General features: G+C 67.7%; 23 protein-coding genes. 7 read left to right on the plus strand and 16 right to left on the minus strand.

Annotated features, from left to right (window positions below; translation table 11 throughout):
* Positions 1-48: 48 nt before the first annotated feature.
* Both LJ754_RS03850 and LJ754_RS03855 read right to left on the minus strand, forming a co-directional pair.
* Positions 49-594 carry a thioesterase family protein gene (locus tag LJ754_RS03850; RefSeq protein ID WP_227911822.1) on the minus strand — a complete coding sequence of 182 codons (546 nt, stop codon included), beginning with the start codon at positions 592-594 and terminating at the stop codon, positions 49-51.
* A gap of 88 nt (positions 595-682) precedes the next feature.
* Positions 683-1804 carry an NAD(P)-dependent alcohol dehydrogenase gene (locus LJ754_RS03855; RefSeq protein ID WP_227925551.1) on the minus strand — a complete coding sequence of 374 codons (1122 nt, stop codon included), beginning with the start codon at positions 1802-1804 and terminating at the stop codon, positions 683-685.
* Between the two features lie 78 nt (positions 1805-1882).
* Here LJ754_RS03855 and LJ754_RS03860 point away from each other — a divergent pair, with 78 nt between their 5' ends.
* Positions 1883-2179 (plus strand): EthD family reductase, encoded by a 297-nt coding sequence (locus LJ754_RS03860; protein ID WP_227911824.1) that lies wholly within the window; start codon positions 1883-1885, stop codon positions 2177-2179.
* Here LJ754_RS03860 and LJ754_RS03865 read toward each other — a convergent pair.
* The 8 genes from LJ754_RS03865 to LJ754_RS03900 all read right to left on the minus strand — a co-directional run bounded on the left by LJ754_RS03865 (position 2176) and on the right by LJ754_RS03900 (position 9049).
* Positions 2176-2844, minus strand: a complete 669-nt coding sequence (locus LJ754_RS03865) for a DUF6308 family protein (protein WP_227925552.1) — start codon at positions 2842-2844, stop codon at positions 2176-2178. The genes LJ754_RS03860 and LJ754_RS03865 overlap by 4 nt on opposite strands.
* A 9-nt stretch (positions 2845-2853) precedes the next feature.
* Entirely contained in the window at positions 2854-3894 is a 1041-nt protein-coding gene (locus LJ754_RS03870) for a glycine betaine ABC transporter substrate-binding protein (protein WP_227925555.1), read from the minus strand.
* A complete protein-coding gene (locus LJ754_RS03875) occupies positions 3894-4658 on the minus strand; it encodes an ABC transporter permease (protein WP_442860307.1) in 765 nt (254 codons plus the stop codon). Before LJ754_RS03875 ends, LJ754_RS03870 begins: the two co-directional genes overlap by 1 nt.
* 23 nt (positions 4659-4681) lie before the next feature.
* Complete coding sequence (locus tag LJ754_RS03880; RefSeq protein ID WP_227925557.1) at positions 4682-5968, minus strand: ABC transporter ATP-binding protein; 1287 nt, start codon at positions 5966-5968, stop codon at positions 4682-4684.
* Positions 5961-6602, minus strand: coding sequence for an ABC transporter permease (locus LJ754_RS03885; RefSeq protein ID WP_227911829.1), 642 nt, complete (start codon positions 6600-6602; stop codon positions 5961-5963). The genes LJ754_RS03880 and LJ754_RS03885 overlap by 8 nt, the downstream gene beginning before the upstream one ends.
* A 370-nt stretch (positions 6603-6972) precedes the next feature.
* Positions 6973-7689 (minus strand): DUF6308 family protein, encoded by a 717-nt coding sequence (locus LJ754_RS03890; RefSeq protein WP_227925558.1) that lies wholly within the window; start codon positions 7687-7689, stop codon positions 6973-6975.
* 71 nt (positions 7690-7760) lie between these two features.
* Entirely contained in the window at positions 7761-8330 is a 570-nt protein-coding gene (locus LJ754_RS03895) for a hypothetical protein (RefSeq protein ID WP_227925560.1), read from the minus strand.
* 14 nt (positions 8331-8344) lie between these two features.
* Positions 8345-9049, minus strand: coding sequence for a hypothetical protein (locus LJ754_RS03900; RefSeq protein ID WP_227925562.1), 705 nt, complete (start codon positions 9047-9049; stop codon positions 8345-8347).
* A 198-nt stretch (positions 9050-9247) separates the two neighbouring features.
* On the opposite strand from LJ754_RS03900, the gene LJ754_RS03905 reads away from it, so the two are divergent.
* Positions 9248-9802 carry a hypothetical protein gene (locus tag LJ754_RS03905; RefSeq protein WP_227925563.1) on the plus strand — a complete coding sequence of 185 codons (555 nt, stop codon included), beginning with the start codon at positions 9248-9250 and terminating at the stop codon, positions 9800-9802.
* A gap of 12 nt (positions 9803-9814) precedes the next feature.
* On the opposite strand, the gene LJ754_RS03910 is transcribed toward LJ754_RS03905, so the two are convergent.
* Positions 9815-10276, minus strand: a complete 462-nt coding sequence (locus LJ754_RS03910; protein WP_227925564.1) for a DoxX family protein — start codon at positions 10274-10276, stop codon at positions 9815-9817.
* A 41-nt stretch (positions 10277-10317) separates the two neighbouring features.
* Positions 10318-11493, minus strand: coding sequence for a M20 metallopeptidase family protein (locus LJ754_RS03915; RefSeq protein WP_227925566.1), 1176 nt, complete (start codon positions 11491-11493; stop codon positions 10318-10320).
* A 362-nt stretch (positions 11494-11855) separates the two neighbouring features.
* On the opposite strand from LJ754_RS03915, the gene LJ754_RS03920 reads away from it, so the two are divergent.
* From LJ754_RS03920 to LJ754_RS03935, 4 genes are all read left to right on the plus strand, one after another.
* Positions 11856-13250: a sensor histidine kinase gene (locus LJ754_RS03920; RefSeq protein ID WP_227925567.1), complete on the plus strand. Its 1395-nt coding sequence runs from the start codon at positions 11856-11858 to the stop codon at positions 13248-13250.
* 184 nt (positions 13251-13434) lie between these two features.
* Entirely contained in the window at positions 13435-14190 is a 756-nt protein-coding gene (locus tag LJ754_RS03925) for a response regulator transcription factor (RefSeq protein WP_227925569.1), read from the plus strand.
* 109 nt (positions 14191-14299) lie between these two features.
* Positions 14300-15181 (plus strand): ABC transporter ATP-binding protein, encoded by an 882-nt coding sequence (locus LJ754_RS03930; protein WP_227925571.1) that lies wholly within the window; start codon positions 14300-14302, stop codon positions 15179-15181.
* Positions 15178-16413 (plus strand): ABC transporter permease, encoded by a 1236-nt coding sequence (locus LJ754_RS03935; RefSeq protein ID WP_227925572.1) that lies wholly within the window; start codon positions 15178-15180, stop codon positions 16411-16413. The genes LJ754_RS03930 and LJ754_RS03935 overlap by 4 nt, the downstream gene beginning before the upstream one ends.
* A 2-nt stretch (positions 16414-16415) precedes the next feature.
* On the opposite strand, the gene malQ is transcribed toward LJ754_RS03935, so the two are convergent.
* Both malQ and LJ754_RS03945 read right to left on the minus strand, forming a co-directional pair.
* Positions 16416-18590 carry a 4-alpha-glucanotransferase gene (gene malQ / locus LJ754_RS03940; protein WP_227925574.1) on the minus strand — a complete coding sequence of 725 codons (2175 nt, stop codon included), beginning with the start codon at positions 18588-18590 and terminating at the stop codon, positions 16416-16418.
* Between the two features lie 66 nt (positions 18591-18656).
* Entirely contained in the window at positions 18657-18989 is a 333-nt protein-coding gene (locus LJ754_RS03945) for a DUF6221 family protein (protein WP_227911841.1), read from the minus strand.
* 128 nt (positions 18990-19117) lie between these two features.
* Here LJ754_RS03945 and LJ754_RS03950 point away from each other — a divergent pair, with 128 nt between their 5' ends.
* Complete coding sequence (locus LJ754_RS03950; RefSeq protein WP_227911842.1) at positions 19118-19360, plus strand: hypothetical protein; 243 nt, start codon at positions 19118-19120, stop codon at positions 19358-19360.
* Between the two features lie 30 nt (positions 19361-19390).
* On the opposite strand, the gene LJ754_RS03955 is transcribed toward LJ754_RS03950, so the two are convergent.
* Entirely contained in the window at positions 19391-20155 is a 765-nt protein-coding gene (locus LJ754_RS03955; protein ID WP_227911843.1) for an SDR family NAD(P)-dependent oxidoreductase, read from the minus strand.
* A gap of 176 nt (positions 20156-20331) precedes the next feature.
* A complete protein-coding gene (locus LJ754_RS03960; protein ID WP_227925575.1) occupies positions 20332-23799 on the minus strand; it encodes a bifunctional proline dehydrogenase/L-glutamate gamma-semialdehyde dehydrogenase in 3468 nt (1155 codons plus the stop codon).
* Positions 23800-23882: the final 83 nt, after the last annotated feature.

Here is a 23882-nt window from a genome sequence, read left to right on the forward strand (position 1 = left end):
GTGCGGGGCTGTCAACGGTTTTGCCGGCGGCTGGGCCGCGCCGGCGTTCTACCAGATGTGCGGGGCGGGACGGCGGGTGCTGGGCAGGGCCACGCTGGCCCGCCATTCGCTGATCCACTCGGGCAGGACCAGGTCCGACGGCGGGACGGCGCCCACCTTCTTGAAGATCTCCTCGTTGCTCAGCGGCCCCTTGGCGGAGAGGAAGCGGGCGCCAATCACCGCGCTGGCGTAAATCTCGCCGTCGGCCACCATCCGCTGCTCCAGGTAGATGGCCCGGTCATCAAAACCGATGATCTTGGTTTCAATGCTGTACTGCTGGTTCAGCTGCAGGGACTTGCGGAAGCTGATGGTCTCGTTGTTCACCACCGGGCTCCACTTGTTCTTCTTCATGATGTCCCACATGCCGCTGCGCACCAGCAGGTCAAACCGGCCCAGGTCCATCAGGGACAGGTACATGCCGTTGTTCAGGTGCATGGCAACGTCGATGTCCGTGGGCAGCACCCGCATGGGCACCGAAGAGTTGTCGAAGAAGCCGAGCTTGGAGCGGCGGCGGGCGCGGAAGAGGATCAGCAGTGTGCGCAGAATCAGGTGCATGGCCGCTATATTACCGCTCAGTAACTTGAGGCGAAAGGACTCGTGCGCGGTGCGGCGGGTTGGCCTGAAAAGCAGGTCCGCCGCGGCGTCAGCGCCACGGCTGGACCAGTGCCTTGAGCGTCTCGGGCCGGCGTCCGGCGTCGAGCGCCTCCGCCACCTGCCCAAGGCCGAACAGATCCGTCACCAGCGCATCCAGGTCCACCCTGCCTTCGGCGGCGAGGCTTATGGCCGTGGGCCAGGTGTTCGCGTAGCGGAAGACTCCGGTAACCCAGAGCTCGCGGTTCTGGATCACGCTCACCGGCAGCTCGGCGTCGTCGGCGCCCATGCCCACCAGCACCGCCCGGCCGCCCGGCGCTACCGCCCGGATGCCGGCGCGCACAGCGGAGGGAGCACCGGACGCGTCGATAAACGCGTCCACGCCCAGCCCGTCCACCGGCTGCGAGGCGTGCAGGGTGTGCGTGGCGCCGTGCCCGGCGGCGAAGTCCAGCCGTTCCCGGGAAATGTCGCTGACGTAGACGGCGCTGGCCCCGAAGGCCCGCGCCACCTGCGCAATGATGACGCCCACCGGACCGGCCCCGGCCACCAGCAGGCGCTGGCCCGGGCCGATGCCCGCCTTTTGGCAGGCCCAGATCCCCACGGACAGCGGTTCCAGCAGGGCGGCGGCCTCGTCCGAGACGGAGTCCGGGACGGGATGGGCGAAGTCCGCCTCGATCACCACGTATTCGGCGAAGGCGCCGTCCACCGGCGGAGTGGCATAGAACGCCATGTCCGGGCAGAGGTTGTAGCGGCCCTGCTTGCACTGGTGGCACTTCCGGCACGGTTTCTGCGGCTCAATGGACACCCGCTGCCCGATCCGCTCCGGATCCACGCCGGGCCCGACGGCGGCGACGGTACCGGAGGCCTCGTGCCCGAGCACCAGCGAATCCTCCACCACAAAACTGCCGATCCGTCCGTGCCGGTAATAGTGCACGTCGCTGCCGCAGACGCCGACGGCGGCCACCCGGACCAGCACCTCGCCCGCGCCCGGCTGCGGGACAGGACGTTCCTCGACGGTGAGCGTGTTGGGGTGCTCGGTGCCGGGAACTGCGGCCGGGTCGTCGGCACCGGGGCGGGCGGCACCGGCGGCGGGGACGCGCAGGACCGAGACGCGCATGGTGGCCGGAAGGTCCGGCGTCGGGACGGCGGAAGCGGGGCTGGTGGTAAGCGACATAGACAGGACCCTAGCCCCTGCGGCCGCGGGCCGGAACCACTCGTGCCCGCCGCCGTCGTTCGCGCTACCCTGCCCGGCATGCACACCCTTGTTGTCCTCTACGGCCATCCCCTGGACCATGACGCGTTCCGCCGGCACTACCGGGACGTGCATCTGCCGCTGGTGCGGAACATTCCGGGTATCCGTGCTTTCCGGCAGTCCCAGCGGCTCAGCTCCCCGGAGGGGCAGGCTCCGTTCTTCGCGCTGTTCGAGGCGGATTTCGACGACGAGCCGGCCATGCAGGAGGCCATGACCACCGCCGAGGGCCAGCTGGCCAACGCCGACATCCCCAACTTCGCCTCCGGCGGGGTGACGGTGTTTACCTACGCGAGCTAGCTGCGGTAGCTGCGCTGCTTGGCATCCATCCAGAGAATGACGTCCATGGCCCGCAGCGCGGAGATCCGCACCGGCAGGTCCGCCGCGTCCTGGACGGAACCGAGCCGCCGGACCAGGGCGCCGTCGTCGGCCGTGAGGAGCCGGTGCCACTCTTCCCAGTAGGTCAGCGAAGTGTCCAGGTCCGCTGTCCGGGCCAGCACCGGATCCCAGATGGGAATCAGCCGCGGCCGCTTCCGGGCCAGGAGCTTGCTGGTTTTCGCCGCCCCCATCCGCCACTGTCCGCCCGCATAACCGCGGACCACATCCCACAGCCGCCAGGCGGCGCTGTTCCGGCCGTACACCCGGATGTAGTCCTGCGGCGGAACATCCGCCATGTCCAGATCCGCCGGGATCTGTTCCAGCAGCTCCGCAACCGGAGCGGCGTAGGTGCCCAGCAAACCCAGGGCGGCCGGGCCCTTGATGTCCTCGCCCAGCAGGGTGACCGCCACCAGGTCATCGGCCGTCAGCCGGTTCACGGCGTCGGGCGCGTCTCCCCCGCCGGCCCACGTGTCGAAGAACGCGCCGGTGCGGACGTGCCCGGAGGTCAGTTTCCGCGTGTAATAGCTGCGCAGCAGCCCGGCCGCCTGCTGCACGTTCCTTTGCCCAAGGATTGCCGGTAGATCCACGGAGCCACCTCATTCCGGAGCGGTAATCAGCCCCTTGGATATCATCCAGTCGTACGCCACCTCGGCCGGTTCCTGGCCGTTGACGTCCACCTCCAGGTTCATTTTCCGCAGCTCCTCATCGGTCAGCAGCGGGGTGATCAGCGCAAACACGTCCACCAGCTCCGGATATTCCTCCAGCGCCTTGGTGTTGAAGACCGGAGCACCGTTGTAGGCCGGGAAATAAGCGAGGTCATCCTCGAGCACCGTCAGCCCCAGCGAATCGATGCGCCCGTCCGTGGCGAACACCTCGCCGAAGTTGCATTCCCCGGCGTCGGTGGCCGAATACACGGCACCGGTGTCATAGATGCCGATGTTCTCGTCCGGCACCCCGTCCGGGGAGCCGCGCGGAATGCCGTATTTCTCCAGCATCGGGTTCATGCCGTCCGGGCGGGAGTTGAATTCGGATTCCAGGCAGAAGGTTCGCTCCTCCACAGGCAGGGAGGCAATGTCGGAGATGCTGTCCACTCCCAGCTCCTCGGCGGCTTCGCTGCGGATGGCGAAGGCATACGTGTTGTTCATTGGCGCCGGGTCGCCCCAGGTCAGCCCGTTGGCCAGGTCCGCGTCATGCACCGCCTGCCACATCTCCTGCTTATCCGCTATGCCTTCCGTCTGCCCCAGGTAGGCAATCCAGCCGGTGCCGGTGTACTCCCAGGTCATGTCCGCCTGGCCGGAAACCATCAGTTCGCGGGCCGGCTGGCTGCCGGGAATGTTGGTCAGGTCGGTGACGTCGAACCCGGCAACCTTGGTGGCCAGCACCGAGATCTTGCCCAGGATCAGCTGTTCGGTGAAGTTCTTGCCGGTGACCGTGAGCGGGGCAGGATCCGGCAGGCCCTCGATTGGCTGGATCAGGCCGGGATCGGCGTCCGGCACGTAGGAATCAGCCGGTTGCAGGCCGCAGCCGGAAAGCAGGAGCCCGACGGCGGCGGCACCCGCTGCGGCGGCACCGGCAGCCCGGCGCAGGTACGGGCGGCGGGCAGGGTTTGGGCGGGCGGGATTGTTCGGCCGAACCATCACAGTCCTTTCGGCCGGGCGACGTGTTCCACCAGCCGCCCGATCCAGTCGACCACCAGTGCCAGCAACGCCACGAGCAGCGCCCCCGCCACCAGCACCTTGTCCAGGTTCAGGTTCACCCCGGTGGTAATGAGGATGCCCAGCCCCCCGCCGTTGACGAACGTGGCCAGGGTGGCGGTACCCACCAGCAGCACCAGGGCGGTGCGCACGCCGGAGAGCATCACCGGCACGGCGAGCGGCAGTTCCAGGCGGAACAGCACCCCGGCGGAACTCATGCCCACCCCGCGGCCGGCCTCCACTATGCGCGGATCCACCTGCTGCAGCCCCACCATGGTGTTGCGCATGACCGGCAGCAGGGCATACACCACCAGCGCGGTAATGGCCGCCCAGAACCCGAAGCCCAGCCAGAAGGCCAGCAGCACCAGCAGCCCGATGGCCGGGGCGGCCTGGCCGATGTTGGCCACCGCTATCACCGGCCCGGTCAGGCGGCGCAGCGGACCGCGCGTGAGCAGGATGCCCAGCGGAATGGCCACCACCAGCACAATCACGGCGGCGACTCCCGTGAGCAGCAGGTGCTGCACGGTGTACGCCCAGAGGGCTTCCGGTGCCAGGGTGGCCCGCTCGGTGGCGCTCAGCTCCACGGTGGTCAGCCAGAGCATGAGAAGCCCCAAGGCCACCGCAATGCCTGCCAGCTGCAGCAGCAGTGGCCGCCAGGACTGTGGACCCGTGCCGGTCTGCGTGTCGGCATGGGTCCGGGCCGTCAGCGGGACCGCCGGCTGGGCCGCGCTCACCGGGACCCCCGCCCGGCGGCGGCACCGGCGTCGTCGGCCGTAGTGCCGGAACCGTCCGCGCCGTTCCGTGCAATGAGGCCGCTGTTGATCCCCACTGGCGCCCCGGAGGAGCCCAGCTGCGCGGCTTCGTTCGCGGCGGTAATGGCTTCCATGACCGTCTGCACGGTGACCAGGCCCAGGAAACGGTCCCTCGGCCCGGTCACCAGCGCCGCGCCCGTGCTGGAAACCAGCATGGTGTCCAGGGCGTCGTTGAGGGTGGCCTGGTCGCCGATCACTGGAAGCTTCAGGTCCGGAGTGTCCGTGTGCCGGTCCAGCCGGCTGAGCTGGCGGCGGGACAACCACTGCACCGGGCGGCCGCGCCCGTCCAGGACCACGACGTTCTGCTGGCCTTCGCCCTGCAGCCGGGAAAGGGTGTCGCTGGCCAGGTCCCCGGCGTTCGCGGTGACCGGCATGGCCAGGTCCACTTCGTTGACCCGGGTCAGGGTGAGCTGCTTCAGGCCCGCGCCGGAGCCGATGAAGTTTTCCACGAACTCGTTGGCCGGGTTGGCCAGGATCCGTTCCGGGGAGTCGTACTGCACCAGGTGCGCGCCCTCCTCGAAGATCGCGATCCAGTCCCCCAGCTTCACAGCTTCATCGAAGTCGTGGGTGACGCACACAATGGTTTTGTGCAGCTCCGACTGAATGTGCAGCAGTTCGTCCTGCAGCCGCTGGCGGGTGATCGGGTCCACTGCGCCAAACGGTTCATCCATGAGCAGCACCGGCGGGTCTGCGGCCAGCGCCCGGGCCACGCCCACGCGCTGCTGCTGCCCGCCGGAGAGTTCCTTCGGATACCGGTCCCGGTACGCGGCCGGATCCAGGGAGACCAGTTCCAGCAGTTCGTCCACCCGGGCGCTGATCCGGGCCTTGTCCCAGTTCAGCATTTTGGGTACCACCGCAATGTTCGCGGCCACGGTCATGTGCGGGAACAGTCCACCGGCCTGGATCACGTAGCCGATGCCGCGGCGCAGCTGGTCGCCGTCCATCCCGGTGACGTCCTCGCCGCCCAGGATGATCTGTCCGCTGGTGGGCTCAATCAGCCGGTTGATCATTTTCAAGGTGGTGGTTTTGCCGCAGCCGGAGGGGCCCACCAACATCACGATGCTGCCTTTCGGGATTTCCAGGGTGAGCCCGTCCACGGCCGCTTTCTCCTGGCCCGGGTAACGCTTGGTGACGTCTTCCAAAAGGATGCTGGCTCCGGTGACGGAACCGCCGTCGTTAGCTTGGGGGGATTCTGTCTCAGACACGGATACCTCGCGGGGTTGTGAGCCGGCCCAGGCCGACCAGGAGCAGGTCAAGGATCATGGCCAGCAAAATGACGCCAACCACGCCGACCACCACGGATTCCAGGGAATTGGCGCCGCCGAGCCGGGACAGGCCGGAGAAAATGAAGCCGCCCAGGCCCGGACCCAGGGCGTATGCGGCAATGGCGGCAATGCCCATCACCATCTGCGCCGACACGCGTACGCCGGCCAGGATGACCGGCCAGGCGAGCGGCAGTTCGATCCGCAGCAGCGTACGCAGCCGGCCCATACCGATGCCGCGGGCGGATTCGACGACGGCGGGCGACACACCGGCCAGCCCCACCACGGCGTTGCGCAGGACGGGCAGGGTGGCATAGAACGCCACCACGATCACGGCCGGGGTGGCACCGAAACCCACGGGGCCAATCAGCAGGCCGATCAGGGCAAAGGAGGGCAGTGTCAGCCCGACGGCGGAAACGCCGTTGGCCAGCCCGGTCAGGGTCTTGTTCCGGTAGACCAGTGCAGCGATGACCACCGCCAACACAGTGGCCAGGACCAGGCATTGAATAACTAGGCTGAAGTGCTGCCATCCGGCGAACAGGATCTGCGGATACCTGTCCGCCACGAATTCCCACACATCAAGACCTCTTCACTTTGGTACGTATGTTTCTTGTCCAAGCCGCCGCCGGCCCGAAGGCGGCGGGGCGAAAACGAGCAAGCAAACTTACCGTTACCACCCTCACATTAAGCGCCTAAAGGCCCCATAGCGGAACAACGCGGGGCTTTGGCGCCGGTTTCGGGGCGGGGGTTGACGCGTGATGCGGGAAGTGGGTGGAGGGCCGGTGCGGGAGGTGAGCACCGGTTGGGAAAACCCTGCCGGTTTGGGAAAAATCGACCGGTTTGGGAAATTCCTGCCACTGCGTACCGGCAGGGATTTCCCAAGCTGGCGGGAGAATCCCGGAATGGCAGCGGAAACGCCATCCGGTCAGGAACCAGCGGTCCGGAAGCTAGGCGGCGTCACTATCATCGGCTTCGTCGGCTGCCGGCTCCAGAAGCCCTCCGTCAGTTCCGTGCATCCGCAGGACAACGTCCATGGCGCGGAGCCGGGAGACGGGGTGCGGGAGGTTGGCCTGCTGCTGGATTGCGTCCAACCGGTCGGCCACCAAGCCACCGTCCCGGGTGAGCAGGTCATGCCATTCAGACCACTGGGTGAGCGAGCCTTTCAGCTGGGTCTCTTTCTTGACCACCGAATCCCAGACCGGTATCAGCAGGGGCCGCTTTCGGGCCAGCAGCTTGCTGGTTTTCGTGGACCCCATTTTCCACCGTGCACCCTTGGAACCGCGGATCACCTTCCACAGTTCCCAGGCGGCACTGCCCTCACCGTAAAACCGCTCGTAGTCCTGCGGTTTCACATCGGCCATATCTACATCCGTGGGAATCTGCTCCAGCAGCCGGGTGATCTCCGCAGCATGGGTGTCCAACAACCCCACTACAGCCGGGCCCTTAACCTCCACGCCCAGGAAGGCCAGTGCCAGCAGGTCGTCGGAGGTGACGGCGTTGGCTACTGCCGGCGCGTCGCCGCCGCCTGCCCACGAATCAAAGCGTGCGCCGGTGCGGATTGAACCGGTGATCACCTTTTCCGTGTAGTACCGGCTCAGAAGCTTGGCAGCTTCGCCGGTGCGGTCTTCAGAAAGGATTCCAGGCAATTCCACGACGTTCCCCATTCGGTGGTTTGTTTGTCTAATGACTGGCCCGATAGTACCGACAATGGTGTCCGGCACCCGGCAGGCTGCAGCTAGTCTTCGCTGGGTTCCAGGATTTCGATGACCACGTTCATCCCGCTGTCCGGGTGGTAGCTCCAAGACGCGGCGAACTCGTCCCACTGGGCACTCTGCCGGCCGTCCAGGGCTCGGGTATGGTCCATCCGGCTATCCACTGCGTCAGGCATATTCAGGGCCCGCAACACACAGTCAATCTGGGCTTCGTCCGCGGCTTCGCTTAAGAAATCGTCGTCGCCTTCGCTGTCCATGGTGAGGCTCTGGCCCTCGTCGCCCAGTTCGATGCCTTCCTGGTTGGTCAAGCCGCAGCCCCTCACCGCATCGGTCAGCGCCATCGAAGGCTCGGGCTCTGACGAGAAATCGATCTGCGCAAACAGGAACCCTGCCCCCAGTCCCACCACCAGTCCCGCACCAGCGAACAATGCGTAGTTGCGCCGCGGAGACACGGGGTCGGGCGCTGTTCGGTACGGCTCCGTGAAGTACGGCGCCGCGGGAGCAGCGTTCCCCGGTGCCCCGGGCGGAGGAGGCGGTACCGCCATGCCGCCATCGGCAACGGGCGGGGTCGGGTTCTGCGGGTTCTGTGTCATGGCATTTTCCGTCATTACTGCTTCTCCCACTTTCCGCAGCGGCTGGACTTGAAGTCCTGGCCCTCCGAGATGGTTACCGACGGACGTCCGCCGCCGGGAATGTCGTTTTCGATGATGTCGTCGCCGTTGGAGCCGCTGCGGTAGATGCCCCAGTAACAGCTCGAGCCGACGTCCGTCGTCGTGGTGTAAGTGCCCGCCGCGACGGTCTTTCCCACCGTCCAGGTGCCGTCGGTGATGGTGTTGGCTGCCTTGGTGGCTTCGGCGGAGGTCACCGCGGTTTCGCGCGCCTTCACGGCAGCTTCGGCCGCGGTGACCGCTTCTTCCCGCTCCCCCACCTTCTTCTCCCGGTCATAGATGCCCGCGGAGAGCTTGTTGTAGTCCGCTTTCATGGCGTTGTAGTCGCTCTGGGACTTCTCCAGCCGCGCCTGCCGCTGTTCGGACTCGCCTGCCTTTGCCGCGTATTCGTCGCTGCGCGTCGGATCGGTCAGGAAGTGCCCGCCCACAGCGCCACCGGCCAGCAGTACGACGCCGGCCGCGGCCAGCCAGATCCGCTTGCCTTTCCGCCCGCCCGGGACGCCGGCCGGAGACCGCTTCGCCGCGTTGGCACCCTTCAAGGTCTTGCGCGTCCCGCTGGTCTCCGCTGGTTCGTCCGGCACAGGAGGTGCGGGCGGTGGTGGCGGTGTGATGGAAGGGGTGTGGTCCGATGGGTGCTGCACCATTGCTGCTGTTCTTTTCTGCGGAAGGGCCAAAACGGGGTGCATTTATGCGCCGTCGGCACCGCCCCCATACTTACAGTCGGCCCAGCGCGGCGTGCAGTATGCCGCAGGGACCGTGATGGTGGTCACTAAGCCTGAGGTGTAGAAACCCGCCGCGGAAATTCAGCACGTCTACCGCACCGCCCCCTAGAGTGTCGGTCTATGGACTCACCCCTGTATGCGTACATCCTGATCGGCGCCTCGGCCCTGGGCCTCGGTCCGGTGATGATTGTGATGGGGCTGCGGGCATACACCGGCCGGTGGACGTCGTGGCTGGCTTTGACAGCGCAGTCAACGGCAAAGCATTCCCGCCTGGGGTTCGTGCTGTTCTGGGGCGGGCTGGGGGTCACCGGATGCTTTCTGCTTATCGGATTGCAGGAGATGGGCGTCAGAATTCCCGGTTCGGAGGCCGTCTTCACCACCTTCTGGTGTGTTTGCATCGCCATTGCGATGATGCACCAGTTCTTCCTCCCGAAATTCCTCCGCCCCGTGCTGCTCCCGCAGTGGTACCGGGACTGGGAAGCGGAACAGTTCGAACGGGAGGCGCGCCAGGATAAGCAGCGCCGTGCCCAGCGCCGGTTCCGCCGGGAAAAACGCCGCCGGGCCAAGGAGCAGGGCGCACGCTCGCCCTTGAACGAAACCGATCCTGTGGGAACGCCCTCGATCACCATCGAAGTTGAGGAGAAGGTCATCTGGTCAAAAACCTGGCGCTCCTAGGCCACCCTTGCGTCAGGAGCGCCGAGCGCCGGTTCCCGCCCGCAGCGCCTGCCACGCCCCGGTGGACCACAGTGCCCAGAGCACCAGCGGCGGCTGGAAGAACAGCCGCACCAGCCGTGCCCGGTCCGAGTCCAGCCCGAACGCGTCCGTGTGGGTGGCGTACTGGGAAATGTTGCCCGGGAAAATCGCCACAAAGAACAGCGCAGCAGCCAGACCCACGGGCACCCGGCGTTTGCGCAGCAGGATCAGTGCGGCGCCCAGGCTGAGCTCGGCCGCGCCGGAGAGCAGCACCACCGCGTCCTCGTCCAGCGGCACCCAGTCCGGGACCTGGGCCCGGAATTCCTGCCGGGCGACGGTCAGGTGCGAGGTTCCGGCGAACAGCAGGAACGCACCCAGCGCGACGGCGCCGGCGCGCCGGGGTTTCGAGGTCGGCGGGGCGGGGCGGACGACGGCGGCCCGGAGTTTTTCCATCATCCCGCCGAGGCTAGCACCACCGCTGCTGCTCACGGCCGGTCCTAGGTCAGCTGGTTGTAGGCGAGCTGGGCCAGGGCGGCGGCCTGGTCTCCCAGCACCGAGTCATCAAAAACCACCCGCGGGGAATGGTTCCAGGCGGCGGTCACCGGATTGAGCGACGGCGGGGTGGCGCCCAGGAAGATGAAGGTGCCGGGCACTTCGTTCAGGATCAGGGAGAAATCCTCCGAGCCCATGAGCGGGTCCCGGGATTCCTGCACCCGCTCCTCTCCGAAGATTTCCCGCAGCCCGGTGACCGCCTCACGGGTGCGGCCGGCGTCGTTGGTGGTGACGGGATAGCGGATGGTGAAGTCCACCTCGGCGGTGCAGCCGTGCGCGGAGGCGATGCCCTCGGCGAGCGCCTTGGATTCGATAATCACCCGGTCCAGGGATTCCTCGGACAGGGTCCGCACCGAGGCGCCCAGGCTGGCAGTATCGGGGATGACGTTGATGGCCTCGCCGGCGGAAAGCTGGGTGACGGTGAGCACCACCGGGTCGAAGGCGGAGAACCGGCGGGTGGTCATGGTCTGCAGCGCAGTGGCGATCTCGGTCAGCGCCGGCACCGGGTCAATGGCGGTTTGCGGCTGGGAGCTGTGCCCGCCGGAGCCCTTGACGGTAATCCGCAGTTCGTTGGCGCCGGCCATCAGTGTGCCTGGCTTGGTCCGGAAAACGCCCAGCGGGCCCGGCCGCACATGGATGCCGTACGCCGCCACGGGACGCTGCCCGGCGGCGTCGAGCACGCCTTCCGCGATCATGGCGCTGGCGCCGTCGTGGCCCTCCTCCCCCGGCTGGAACATAAAGACCACGCTGCCGGAGAGGTCTTCCTGCTGGGCGCTGAGCAGCCGGGCCGCACCGACCAGCCCGGCCACATGCAGATCATGCCCGCAGGCGTGCATGTTGCCGTTGGTGGAGGCATAGTCCAGGTCCGTCAGCTCGGCCACCGGAAGGGCATCCATGTCCCCGCGCAGCAGCACCACCGGTCCGGGTTCGGCGCCGCGCAGCACCGCCACCACGGAGGTGGACTTCATCCCCAGGGTGATTTCCAGGTCCAGGCCCTCCAGTGCGGCAAGGATCTTCTGCTGGGTGAGCGGCAGGTCCAGGCCGGTCTCCGGTTCGCGGTGCAGGCTGCGGCGCAGCGCCACCAGCTCCGGAAGAATGGCCTGTGCTTCTTCAACAAACATGCTTTGAGTCCTGTCATCCACGCTGATGCCCGGCCGTCCGTACCCGGTTGCCGCTACCTACGCAGTAAATCACTCCTTGCACTCCAGCACAGCCTTGGGCGGGCAAACCGGGGCGGTTCCGGTCTGACGACGGCGCCTCCGCAGGCGTTCCTCCCGGTCCCCGCACCTTGTGGCAATTCCCGCACTGCGCGGCGCGGGGAATGACGCAAAACGCGGCGAACCGGACAAAGCGCGGGGAATGGCCGCGCCAGCAAGGCCGCATCCGTGCCCGGGTTCCGGTCCGGATCGGCCGGCAGTCCCTCCCACGTCCCTCATCCCCGCGGCGGAGCCCCGCACCCTTTCCGGCTCCTAGACTGGGCAGCATGATTGACACCCTGGCCTTCGACAGCCCCGGCCGGCGTGCGGAAACCCCGCCCGCGCCGCACTGGCGCGCCCGCCTTCCCTGGCGTACCGGCGAAGACTGGGAACGTCCCGGGCCCACGCCCAATCAGCAGCGCAACGACGTAGTCGGCGCCGTGGTCCTGCTGCTGGTTTCGGCACTGGTTCTGGAGGTTAGCCGCGGCATCGGCGCGGCAGCGGGTGAAACCCGGCCCATCTGGCTCCAGCACCTGGCCTTGGCCCTGATCATCCTGCCGCTGATGGTTCGGCGCCGCTTCCCCGTGATGGTCATGCTGCTGTGCAGCACCGGCTTCCTGTGCCTGTCCCTGCTGGTCCCGTCGGTGAGCACGCAGTTGACGTTCGCGGGCGCTTACTTCGCCGCCCTCTATACGGCCGTGGCGTGGTCCCGGGACCGCCGGATCCTGTGGATGGGATCTGCGGTGGTCATTGCCGTGATGGCTTTGTGGGTGTTGCTCTCCTTCACCGTGTCCTCCTCCTATGACGGCATGCTGGAACGCCTGATGGAGGGCGACGAGACCTACCGCGGTGTCCTCCCGCCCCTGGCATCCCTGGCCATCTACAACTCGCTGATCAACGCGGCATACTTCGGCGGGGCCATTATTTTCGGGATGGGTGCCTGGCGTGCTGCCCACCGGCGGGAGCTGCTGGTGAAGCAGTCCGCCCAGCTCGAGGCGCAGTCCGCGGAGCTGGCACGGCAGGCGGTGCTGGACGAACGCCTGCGCATCGCCCGGGAACTGCACGACGTCGTCGCCCACCACATTGCGGTGATCGGTGTCCAGGCCGGTGCCGCGCGGCGGGTCCTGGAGAAAAAGCCCGAGGCCACCGCCGGTGCCCTGCAGACCATCGAGGCCTCGTCCCGGGAAGCGGTCGCGGAAATGCGTTCGCTGCTCGGTGTGCTCCGTGCCGGCGAGGAACCACCCGCAGCGTCCGACGGCGGGGCGAGGCGCACGCCCGAGCCGGGGCTGGCGGAGCTGCCGGCACTGGTGGCCGAGCACCAAAAGCTGGGCTTGTCGGTCACCTACCACCGCTCCGAAGAGACTCCCGGGGACTTGGACGCAGTCCCCGCGCCCATGGCCCTGTCCATTTACCGAACCATCCAGGAATCGCTGGCCAACGTGCGCCGGCACTCCACGGCCGGGTCCGCCGTCGTCGCCCTGCGCACCGGTACGGCGGAAACCGGCAGCTGGGTGGAGGTGGAGACCGTCGACGACGGCCGGCCCCGCTCGAGCAGTACCGCCGGCTCCGGTTTCGGCATCCGCGGCATCCGGGAACGGGCCGCACTGCACGGCGGCGAGACGGAAATCGGTCCCCGATCCGCCGGGGGCTGGCGGGTCCGGGTCCGCTTCCCGGTGCGCTGAGGCCCGAGCCGCGAACCGCCGCCAACGGTCACAGTCCGTCAACAGTCACAGTCCCGTCACATCCCGGGCCGCGCCGGGGATTCCCTCCCGCTCCGCGCCGCTGCCCGCTACCGTGGCTGCCGGGGGCGGCAGCGTGCTGCCATTTGCCCGGGCCGTGCCCGGGCAGAAAGGAAGAGACACAGAGATGGAACCGATCCGGGTGCTGCTGGCCGATGATCAGGCGCTGGTGCGGGCGGGCTTCGCCATGATGCTCTCCGTGGAAGAGGAAATCGAGGTGGTGGGGCAGGTAGCCAACGGCCGCGATGCGGTGGACTTCGCCGCTGCGCATCCGGTGGACGTCATCCTGATGGATGTGCAGATGCCCCAGCTGGACGGGATCCGTGCCACGGAAGAAGTCGTCCGGGCCGGCACAGCCAAGGTCATCATCCTGACCACCTTTGAACGCGATGACTATCTCTTCGACGCCCTGCGGGCCGGAGCCAGCGGTTTCCTGCTCAAGAACGCCGATCCGGATGATCTGGTGGCAGCTGTGCACGCAGTGGCCGGCGGCCACGCCCTGCTGGCACCGGAAATGACGGTGCGCGTCATTGAACGCTTTGCCCGGCAGGCCCAGGAACAGTTTGTTCCCGGCGGCGGCCCCGCAACCGCACCGGAAGGATCCGCATCCCCGGGAACGCAGCCCGCGCCGTCGGCCGCCACCGCCGCCCAGCAGAAGCTGCTCGCCACCCTGACCGCCCGCGAACGTGAAGTTTTGATGAATGTGGCGGCCGGGCAGTCCAACGCGGAAATAGCCGCCGGCATGTTCGTGGCCGAGGCGACGGTCAAAACCCATGTCTCCAACCTGCTGGCCAAGATCCAGGTCCGTGACCGGGTGCAGGCCGTGGTCTTCGCCTACGAATCCGGGCTCATCCTTGCGGGGGACAAACCCGCCGCCGGGTAGGCGCCGCGGATTCCCCCTGGCGGGCGATCCGCCCCGCTCGGCGGATGCCTAAACTCGGAAGCAGCAGAACACCACCGAGCCCGGCACACCGGGAAAAGGAGCAGCCGCCATGCTGCAGGTCCGCAACCTCACCCGGCGTTTCGGGGAGAAAACGGCTGTCGACGACGTTACGTTCGACATTCCGTCCGGCCAGATGACCGGCTTTGTCGGCGCCAACGGTGCCGGGAAAACCACCACCATGCGCATGATCATGGGCGTACTAACCGCCACCTCCGGCGAAGTGCTGCTGGACGACGCCCCCTTGACCGCCCAGCGGCGGGCAGCCTTCGGGTACATGCCCGAAGAACGCGGCCTGTACCCCAAGCAGCCCATCATCGACCAGCTGGTCTACCTGGGCCAGCTGCACCGGATGAGCCAGTCCGCGGCCCGCCGTGAAGCCCTGGACCTGCTGGAACGCTTCAATCTGGCGGACCGCAGCAAGGACAAACTGGAATCGCTGTCCCTGGGCAACCAGCAGCGCGTGCAGATTGCCGCGTCCCTGCTGCACCGGCCAACCGCGCTGATCCTGGACGAACCCTTCTCCGGGCTGGACCCGGTGGCCGTGGATTCCATGGTGGAACTGCTGCGCGAACGTACCGCCGCCGGTGTGCCGGTGCTGTTCTCCAGCCACCAGCTGGACCTGGTGGACCGGCTTTGCGACAACCTGGTGGTGCTGCAGCAGGGACGCCTGATGGCCGCGGGCTCCGGCGACGAGCTGCGCGCCGCGGTCCCCCGCCGGCACCGCATCACGGTTTCCCCCGACGCCGGCTGGCTGCGGGAAGAGGCCGGGCTGAGGGTCATTGACGTCGCCGGTCCCACGGCCCTGGTGGAGTTCGACGACGACTCCGGCGCCCAGCGCACCCTCGCCTCCGCCGTCGCGCGGGGTACGGTGCACGAATTCACCCCCATCCGCCCCTCCCTGAGCGACATTTACCGTGAGGTGACCGCATGAGCACTGCAACCCGTACCCCGGAGAAACCAGAGAACCCGGAGAAAACCGCCGAACAAGGCAGCACCACCCCTGCCTGGGCCGTGGTGACGCTGCGCGAGGTCATGGTCAAGATGCGGGACCGCACCTACCTGATTTCCACCCTGGTCACCATGGTGCTGATTGTCGGCAGCGTCCTGTTCAGCGGCTACATGTCCTCCCGCGCTTCCGATTTCACCGTGGCGGTCACTGATTCCGCCGGTTCGGAGATCATCACCGGCGCGGACGCCGTCGGACAGGAAAATGACGGGAACACCTCCTTCGAGGTCCGGACCGCGGACTCCGAGGACGCCGCCCTGCAACTGGTCCGCGACGAAGAGGCCGACGCCGCACTGCTGCGCGGGGAGGAGGGCACCTGGACGCTCACCGGCCGGGAAGACATCGATGCGGAACTGCGCGGACCGGTGGCGGATGCCCTGACCAGCTACGTCATCAGCACCAACGCCGCCGCAGCCGGAACCACGGCTGAGGAACTGACCGCCGGCAGCAAGCTGGACGAAGCCCTGCTCGAAGGCGACGCCGAGAACTCCTCGGTGGCTTCCGCCGTCGGTTTCGTGTTCAGTTTCCTCTTCTACATGGCCACCATCATCTTCGGGATGGCGATTGCCACCTCGGTGCTGGAGGAGAAGCAGAACCGGGTGGTGGAGATCCTGGCCACCGCCATCCCCATCCGCCAGCTGCTCTACGGCAAGGTGGCCGGCAACACCGTGCTGGCCATCATCCAGCTGGCCCTGTACGCCGGGGCGGCCCTGCTGGCGATGAACCTAACCGGAACCGCGGAGACGCTGGGCTTCATCATCCCGGTCTCGGGCTGGTTCCTGGTCTTCTTCCTGGTCGGGTTCCTGATCCTCGCTGCCGGCTGGGCCATGCTTGGTTCCATGGCCAGCCGCAGCGAGGACCTGAACAGCAGCTCCACCCCCGTGATGGCGGTGATCATGGCTGCCCTGTTCGCGGGGATATTCGCCAAGGGGCAGCTGCTGGTGCTCGCGTCCTTTGTCCCGGTGATCTCCTCGGTGGCCATGCCCATCCGGATGCTGAGCACCGAAGTGCCGCTGTGGCAGTCCCTTGCCTCACTGGTGCTGGCACTGGCGGCAGCTTACGGCCTGCTGTCCTTCTCGGCACGGATCTACCGCCGGGCCGTCATGCAGAGCGGCGGCTCACTGACCCTGCGCAAGGCCATGAAGCTCGAGGAGTAGGCCTAGATCCCCTCCTGCATCAGCGCAGCCAGGGACCGGAACCGGGGGTTTTTCTCCAGGTCGTCCAGCAGCACCGCCTTTCCATCGGGACCGCAGAGGGGTATCCGCCAGTTCGGGTACTCATCGGCGGTCCCGGGCTGGTTCTGGGTCTTCTTCTCCCCCACCAGATCCGCCAGGGCAACCCCGAGCAGCACCGAGGGCGTCTGCAGGATGAACTCGTGCAGCGCCTCCACCGTCTGCTGGATCTGCTCGCCGCGCAGCTGCCCCGCGGCCTCCCCCTCGGCGGCGGCGGGCAGCAGGCCGCGCTGCCGCAGCGCCTCCAGTACGGCTTCCTGCGCCTCGCTGTCCGCCTGGCGCTCTTCTTCCACGGGCCGGTTCAGCAGGCCCAGTTCCTCGCGCAGGTTCACGTGCTCTCCGGCCAGATATCCCGCGGTGGGCGGCAGGTCATGGGTGTTCACGCTGGTCAGCGCGCCCGCCCGGTACTCCTCGGGAGCAAGCGGGCCGTCCTCGGTCTGCTCGAACCACAGGATGGACGTGCCCAGCACCCCGCGTTCAGCCAGGTAATCCTGCACCCACGGCTCGAAGACGCCCAGGTCCTCGCCGATGACGACGGCGCCGGCACGCTGCGCTTCCAGGGCCAGAATGCCGATCAGTGCCTCATGGTCGTAGTAGACGTAGGCGCCCTCACCGGGCAACTCGGCGTCCTGGGGGATCCACCACAGCCGGAACAGGCCCAGGATGTGGTCCACCCGGATGCCGCCGGCGTGCCGGAGGATGGTGCGGATCATGTCCCGGTATGCGGCGTAGCCGGACTCGGCCAGGCGTCCGGGATGCCACGGCGGCTGGCTCCAGTCCTGTCCGCGCTGGTTGAACATGTCCGGCGGGGCTCCCACGGAAATGCCGGAGGTCAGCACGTCACGCAGCATCCAGGCATCCGCGCCGGCGGGGTGTACCCCCACCGCCAGGTCATGGATGACGCCGATTCCCATGCCGGCCTTCCGGGCCGCCTGCTGCACGGCTTCGAGCTGTTCGTCGAGGATCCACTGCAGCCACTTGAAGAAGCCGATCCGTTCCTGGAGCCTGGGCAACTGCGCCAGCACGTACTCGCTGTCCGGACCGGAGGCGTCGTCCCATTCCGGGGCGCCCGGCGCCAGTTCCTCGGCCAGCGCACACCAGCGGGCGAAGTTCTCAAGGCCACGGCCTGCGTCGGCCGTGAATTCCTCGAACTGCCGCTGCCGGGCCGGGCTGCGCGGGACGCGGTAGACGTCTTCGAGGACCTTCAGCTTCCCGGCGAAGCTGGCGTCCCGGTCCAGTTCGGCAGCCGAGGTGTTGGCCTCATACAAGCTGCGGGCGGTGTCCTCGGCCGCCCGGTGCTGCGCATCGCCCAGGTAGGCGTACTCCGGCACGGCTTCCACCCGGATATACAGCGGGTTGAAGAACCGCCGGGTGGTGGGCAGGTAAGGGGACGGTTCAATGGGCGGCGCAGGCTCGGCGGCGTGCAGCGGGTTGATCAGGACGAATCCGGCGTCATAGTCCGAGCCGGCGACGGCGGCCAGGTCCGCCAGGTCGGTCAGGTCACCGATGCCCCAGGACCTGGAGGAGCGCACCGAATACAGCTGGGCCTGCACTCCCCAGGCCCGCTTGGCCAGCAATGCGTCGGCGGTACCCAGCCGGTCCGGCGTCACCACCAGGACCGCCTCAGCCCGGGTAGCTCCGCTCGTCAGCTCCAGTCGGTGCCAGCCCAGTTCCAGCCCCTCGGGCAGCGGCACCGCGGTGCGGGCCACCAAAGTGCCGTCCACCTCCAGTTCCGCTTCGGGGGTGTCCGGCCAGTCCAGTTCCTGTTCGCCGCCGTCTTCCAGCCGAAGAGTCAGCTGTGCGGAAGTCCCGGCGGGCAGGTGCACGGCGACAGTACCCGGGGAGCCCTGCCGGACGACGGCGGTGGGCGGCAGCGGCCGCTTCCAGTCGGCGGCCCGGGACTGTGCCAGCGACCGTTCCAGATCCTTGTCCGTGGCGGTGTCCAGCCCCATCGCGGACAGCACCCGGCGCAGGGTGGCGTCCGTAACCTGTTGTTCGGACCCGTCCCAGCCCTTGAACGTGGTGGCGACGTGGTGGGCGTCGGCGAGCTGGTGGAGCAGATCGGTGTCCGGCACAGATTGATCAGTAGGCTTTGCACTCATGGAACCAATCTATTGCCCAAAGCGCTTCAGCGCATACGCGGGCCCCACAGCCCGCCTGGTGGCCGGTTAGGGGCGTTCCTGCGTGAGCCGCCACGCGTCCTGGAAATCCGGGTGGTCCTCGTGCACGGCGGCGAGGGCGGACAGGGCCAGCCGCGTCCATTCCAGTTCTTCCCGGAACCGGGGATCATCCTCGTCCTCTTCGTCCAGGATCATGCGGGAGAGGGCATGCCGGCGTGCTCCGCCGATGATCTCAATGAGCATGAGCTTGGTTTCGCATTCCTTCAGCAGGCGGTCTTCATACCAGCGGTCGGAGAGGGAAACGTTCGGGGAGGCGAGGAGTTTGCGGGCTTCGGAGATGTCTTCCTGGAAGCGTGTGACCAGGAAATCCACGATATCCATGGCCGAATCCTACCCGCGGCTGCCGTCCGGGGGTGAGGGTTGCATGCGTGATCGGGAATATTTGATGCATATGCGTTTGTTGGCATAAATATCAGCCCGCTAGGAATCAACCCACTAGGAGACGCCCTTTGCCGGTAGCAAGCGCCCAACCTTCAGCCCCCTCGGCCCGAACCGTGCGTGCCAAGCGCGTACGCAGCATCCGCTCCCTTCACCGCGGTGACACCGTGGAAGCCCGCAGCGGCGGGGAAACCTATTTCCGCGGCTCCGTCCAGGAGACTGCCCCGGGACTGGCCACGGTCTGGATCCGCGACGAATCCACGGACGTGCGGACCGCCGTCAGCATGGATGACTTCTCGCTCTGGAAGGTCTAGTGCCGCTTCGAGGATCAGAGCGGCAACACCTCAGCGGTCAATCAGCGCACCGGCGCTGATGTTCAGCGTGGCGGCAGTCATGCTGGCAGCGCGGTCCGAGGCCGCAAACGCCGCCGCATAGCCGACGTCGTCCAGCGTGGCGGCACGGCCCAGCATGGTGGCGTTGGTGATGGTGTCGGCAATCTCGCCGGCACCTTCCATATTTTCCGGCAGGGTTTCCGGAATGCCCCCGGTGCGCAGGGTCAGGACCCGGATGCCGTAGCGCCCCAGCTCACTGGAGAGCTGCCGGCGCATCGCTTCCATGGCTTCGAACGCGGTCTGCAATCCGCCTAGGTACAGACCCGGCACGGGGTCCCCGGACCCGCCGAAGGCCAGGATCACCCCCGAACGCTGCCTCATCATGTGCCGGGCTGCGGCCTGCGAGGTGAGGAAAAAGGTCTGCACCGCGGTGTCCACCGGGCGCAGGTACTCCGCCACGGGCATTTCCACCATGGGGGTGCCCTGCACGTCTCCGTGCTGAATCACGTTCAGGGAGATGTCCAGGCTTCCCGCCGCGGCCGCTACGTCGTCGGCATGCTGGTTCACGGCCCGCTCGTTGGTGGCATCCAGCAGTGCCGTGTCCGCCACTCCCCCGGCCGCCCTAATCGCCGCAGCCACCGCCTGCAGCGGCTCCGGGGTGCGCCCGGCAAGGAACACGCGGGCCCCTTCCCGGGCGAAGGCCTGAGCCACCGCGCCGCCGATAGCCCCGCCTCCACCGTAGATGACGGCGTTCTTGCCCATAAGCAGCGGCTGCATGTTTGCCTCCCTGACGGCGTGCCGAAGCCCGATACACCCCGGCCACCCCATCATCAGCCGCCATTGCAGCGGGGACAAGGGCGGGCCCGGGCGAATGTACAGAAGGGCGGGAAGCTTACGGCTTCCCGCCCTTCTGTACTTTTCTGCGGTGCTTTTCCCGGCAGGCGGCTGCGGAGCTAGATCAGCGCATCCGAAAGGTGGTTCGGCGTGCCGAAGCGGTGCGCCGTGATGCTGACGGCCTGCTCATGCAGGAACGGCAGCAGCTCCAAGCGGCCGGATTCGGTGACCGGCTGGGCGTACACGGCAATATCCGGGGTGCCGCCGGTCGCCTCGGCCAAGGCCCGGGCGGAACCGCCGATCAGCCGGACCCGGCCGTTCTTCAGCGAGGCAGCGGCGGAAGCCAGCCAGGCGGCGTCGTCCTCCACCCGGAACTGGAGCCCGAGTTCGGTCAGGACCGCCCGCACGCCGGCGGGGAGGTCGACGGCGGTGGATACGGCCACCGTTGACCCTGCCGTCAGCGCTGCGGCCAGCACGCGGACGAGCCGGGCCGCCGGCTGGCCCTCGGACAGGCGGACGGTCACCGGCACGGGAACGTACCGGAACACGTTGCGCTCGGCGGAGAGTGCGGAGATGTCCTTGGCGGTGCCGAATTCGCTGTTCCAGGCCTGCGCGTCACGGTTCGCCGCGCGGCGGAGGAAGGCGGCGTCGTCGGCGCTGAAGGACGACCCGGCCGATTCCGCCACAGCTACCAGTCGCGCCGCCGGCGCTGCTGCGGGTAGCTCAAGGGCTGCCTCGGAGGTGCCGTCTACCGCTTCCCAGTTGCCCAGCCCGATGAGGTAGTTGGGGCCACCCGCCTTGGTGCCGGCGCCCACGGCCGATTTCTTCCAGCCGCCGAAGGGCTGGCGGCGCACAATGGCGCCGGTGATGCCGCGGTTCACGTAGAGGTTGCCGGCAGAGATGCGGTTCAGCCAGACATCCATTTCCGCCGGGTCCAGCGAGTGCAGGCCGGCGGTGAGGCCGTAGTCGATGTCGTTGGCCATCTCGATGGCCTCTTCCAGCGTGTCCGCCGTCATGACGCCCAGGATCGGGCCGAAGTACTCGGTGAGGTGGTACTCGGAGCCGCGGCGCACGCCGGTGCGGATGCCCGGGCTCCACAGCCGGCCGCTCTCGTCGAGCTGTTCGGGCTGCAGCAGCCAGGTTTCCCCCACGCCCAGCTCGGTGAGGCCGCGCAGCAGCTTGCCGGCGGCCGGTTCGATGATCGGGCCCATCTGCGTGGTGGGATCCTCCGGGTAGCCGACCTTCAGGGACTGCACGGCGTCCACCAGCTGGTTGCGGAAGCGCGGGGACTTAGCCACGGAGCCGACCAGGATTACCAGCGAGGCGGCCGAGCACTTCTGCCCGGCGTGCCCGAAGGCGGAGGCGGCGACGTCGCGCGCGGCCAGGTCGAAGTCAGCGCTCGGGGTGACAATCACAGTGTTCTTGCCGGAGGTCTCGGCCAGCAGCGGCAGGTCCGGGCGGAAGGAGCGGAACAGTTCGGCCGTCTCGTAGCCGCCGGTGAGGATCACGCGGTCCACGGCCGGGTTGGAAATCAGCTGGCGGCCCAGTTCCTTTTCGCCCAACTGGACCATCTGCAGCACGTCGCGCGGGACGCCGGCTTCCCAGAGGGCTTCCACCATCACGGCGCCGGAGCGCGCGGACTGGCGGGCGGGCTTGATGACGACCGCGGACCCGGCGGCGAGCGCTGCCAGGGTGGAGCCGGCGGGAATGGCCACCGGGAAGTTCCACGGCGGGGTGACCACGGTCAGGCGGGAGGGCACAAACCGGGCACCTTCCACGGTGTCCAGTTCACGGGCCAGCTCGGCGTAGTAGTGCGCGAAGTCGATGGCCTCGGAAACCTCGGGGTCCGACTGGTCCAGGGTCTTGCCGGTCTCGGCGGCCATGACCTCCATCAGGTCGGCGCGGCGGGCCTCGAGGACTTCACCGGCGCGGTGCAGCACTTCGGCCCGCTCCGCACCGCTGAGCGCACCCCAGGCCTTGCCCTGGGTGACGGCGGTGTTGATGACGGCTTCCAGCTCGGCTTCGGTGCTGACTGCGGCGGCGGCCACAGCGGCCTCGCCCAGGTCCGAGCCGGGCACACGCGCCAGGATGCCGCGGCCCCAGGCCTGGTTGGCGGGCAGCGACGGATCGCTGTCCGGAGTGTTGTCGAAGCTGTCCGCGGCGGCAGCGGCGGCCGGCATGCTGCGGTCCTGCACGCGGTGCGGTGCGGGAACGGCGGTGTCCAGGTTCTCCAGCGAGGCCAGGAAACGCAGCTTTTCCCGCTCGAACAGGGCCTCGTTCTCGGCCAGCTCGAAGACGGCTGACATGAAGTTCTCGGAGCTGGCGCCCTCTTCAAGGCGGCGGATCAGGTAGGCGATGGCGACGTCGAACTCCGCCGGGTGCACCACCGGGGTGTAGAGCAGCAGGCTGCCGACGTCGCGGCGCACCACCTCGGCCTGGCCGGCGGCCATGCCCAGCAGCATTTCGAATTCGATGCCGTCCCGCACGCCGCGTTCCCCGGCCAGCAGCCAGGCGAACGCGACGTCGAACAGGTTGTGCCCGGCCACGCCGATCCGCACGTTGGAGATCCGGTCCGGGTGCAGGGCGTAGTTGATGACGCGCTTGTAGTTGGTGTCGCTGTCCGCCTTGGAGTGCCAGGTGGCCAGCGGCCAGCCGTGCAGGGAGGCTTCCACCTGCTCCATGGGCAGGTTCGCACCCTTGACCACGCGCACCTTGATGGCGGCTCCGCCCTCGGCACGGCGGGCGGCAGCGAATTCCTGCAGCCGCATCATGGCCGAGAGGGCGTCCGGCAGGTAGGCCTGGAGCACGATGCCGGCTTCCAGTTCTTTGAACTCAGGCTTGGCAAGGAGCCCGGTGAAGACCGCCATGGTCATCTCCAGGTCCTTGTATTCCTCCATGTCCAGGTTGATGAACTTCTTCACCGGAGACTGCGCGGCACGGCGGAAGAGCGGAGTCAGCGACTCGATCACATGCTGCACGGCCTCGTTGAAGGCCCACGGCGAGTGCGGGGCCACGGTGGCGGAGACCTTGATGGAGACGTAATCGACGTCGTCGCGGGCCAACAGCGCGTGTGTGCCCTCGAGCCGGCGGGCGGCTTCATGCTGGCCCAGGACGGCTTCACCCAGCAGGTTCATGTTCAGCCGGATGTTCTCCTTGCGGATGCCGGCGATGGCCTTGCCCAGCTTGGCGTCGGTGGCGTCCACAATCAGGTGGCCGACCATTTCGCGCAGCACCCTGCGGGCGGCAGGAATGACGATCTGCGGCACCACCGGGCCCAGGATGCCGCCCGCGCGGACGGCCGCGCGCATGTACCAGGGCAGGAAGCCGGGGACGCGGGGCGCCAAGGCAGCCAGGTTGCGGGCGGCGACGCGGATATCTTCGGGGCGGACGACGCCGTCCACGAAGCCCACGGTGAAACCGAGGCCGTCGGGGTCCTTGAGGACGCCGGCCAGCTGCGCGGCGGAGGCGTCCACGGGGACGGCTGCGGCCTCGGTGAGCCAGCGGCGGACGAGGGCTACGGACTGCTCTGCCAGCGCGGCGTTGGGGACGGCGTCGGCGGTGGCGCGGTCCTCAAAGGTGTCGGTCATTTTCCTGGTGCTCTTTTCGTCTAACAAGTGGGGTTCCCCCGAGGTACTGACTCAGTATCCGCTTGTAGTTCAATTAGATAAAG

This window comes from Arthrobacter sp. zg-Y40 (assembly GCF_020731535.1).
GTDB lineage: Bacteria > Actinomycetota > Actinomycetes > Actinomycetales > Micrococcaceae > Arthrobacter_B.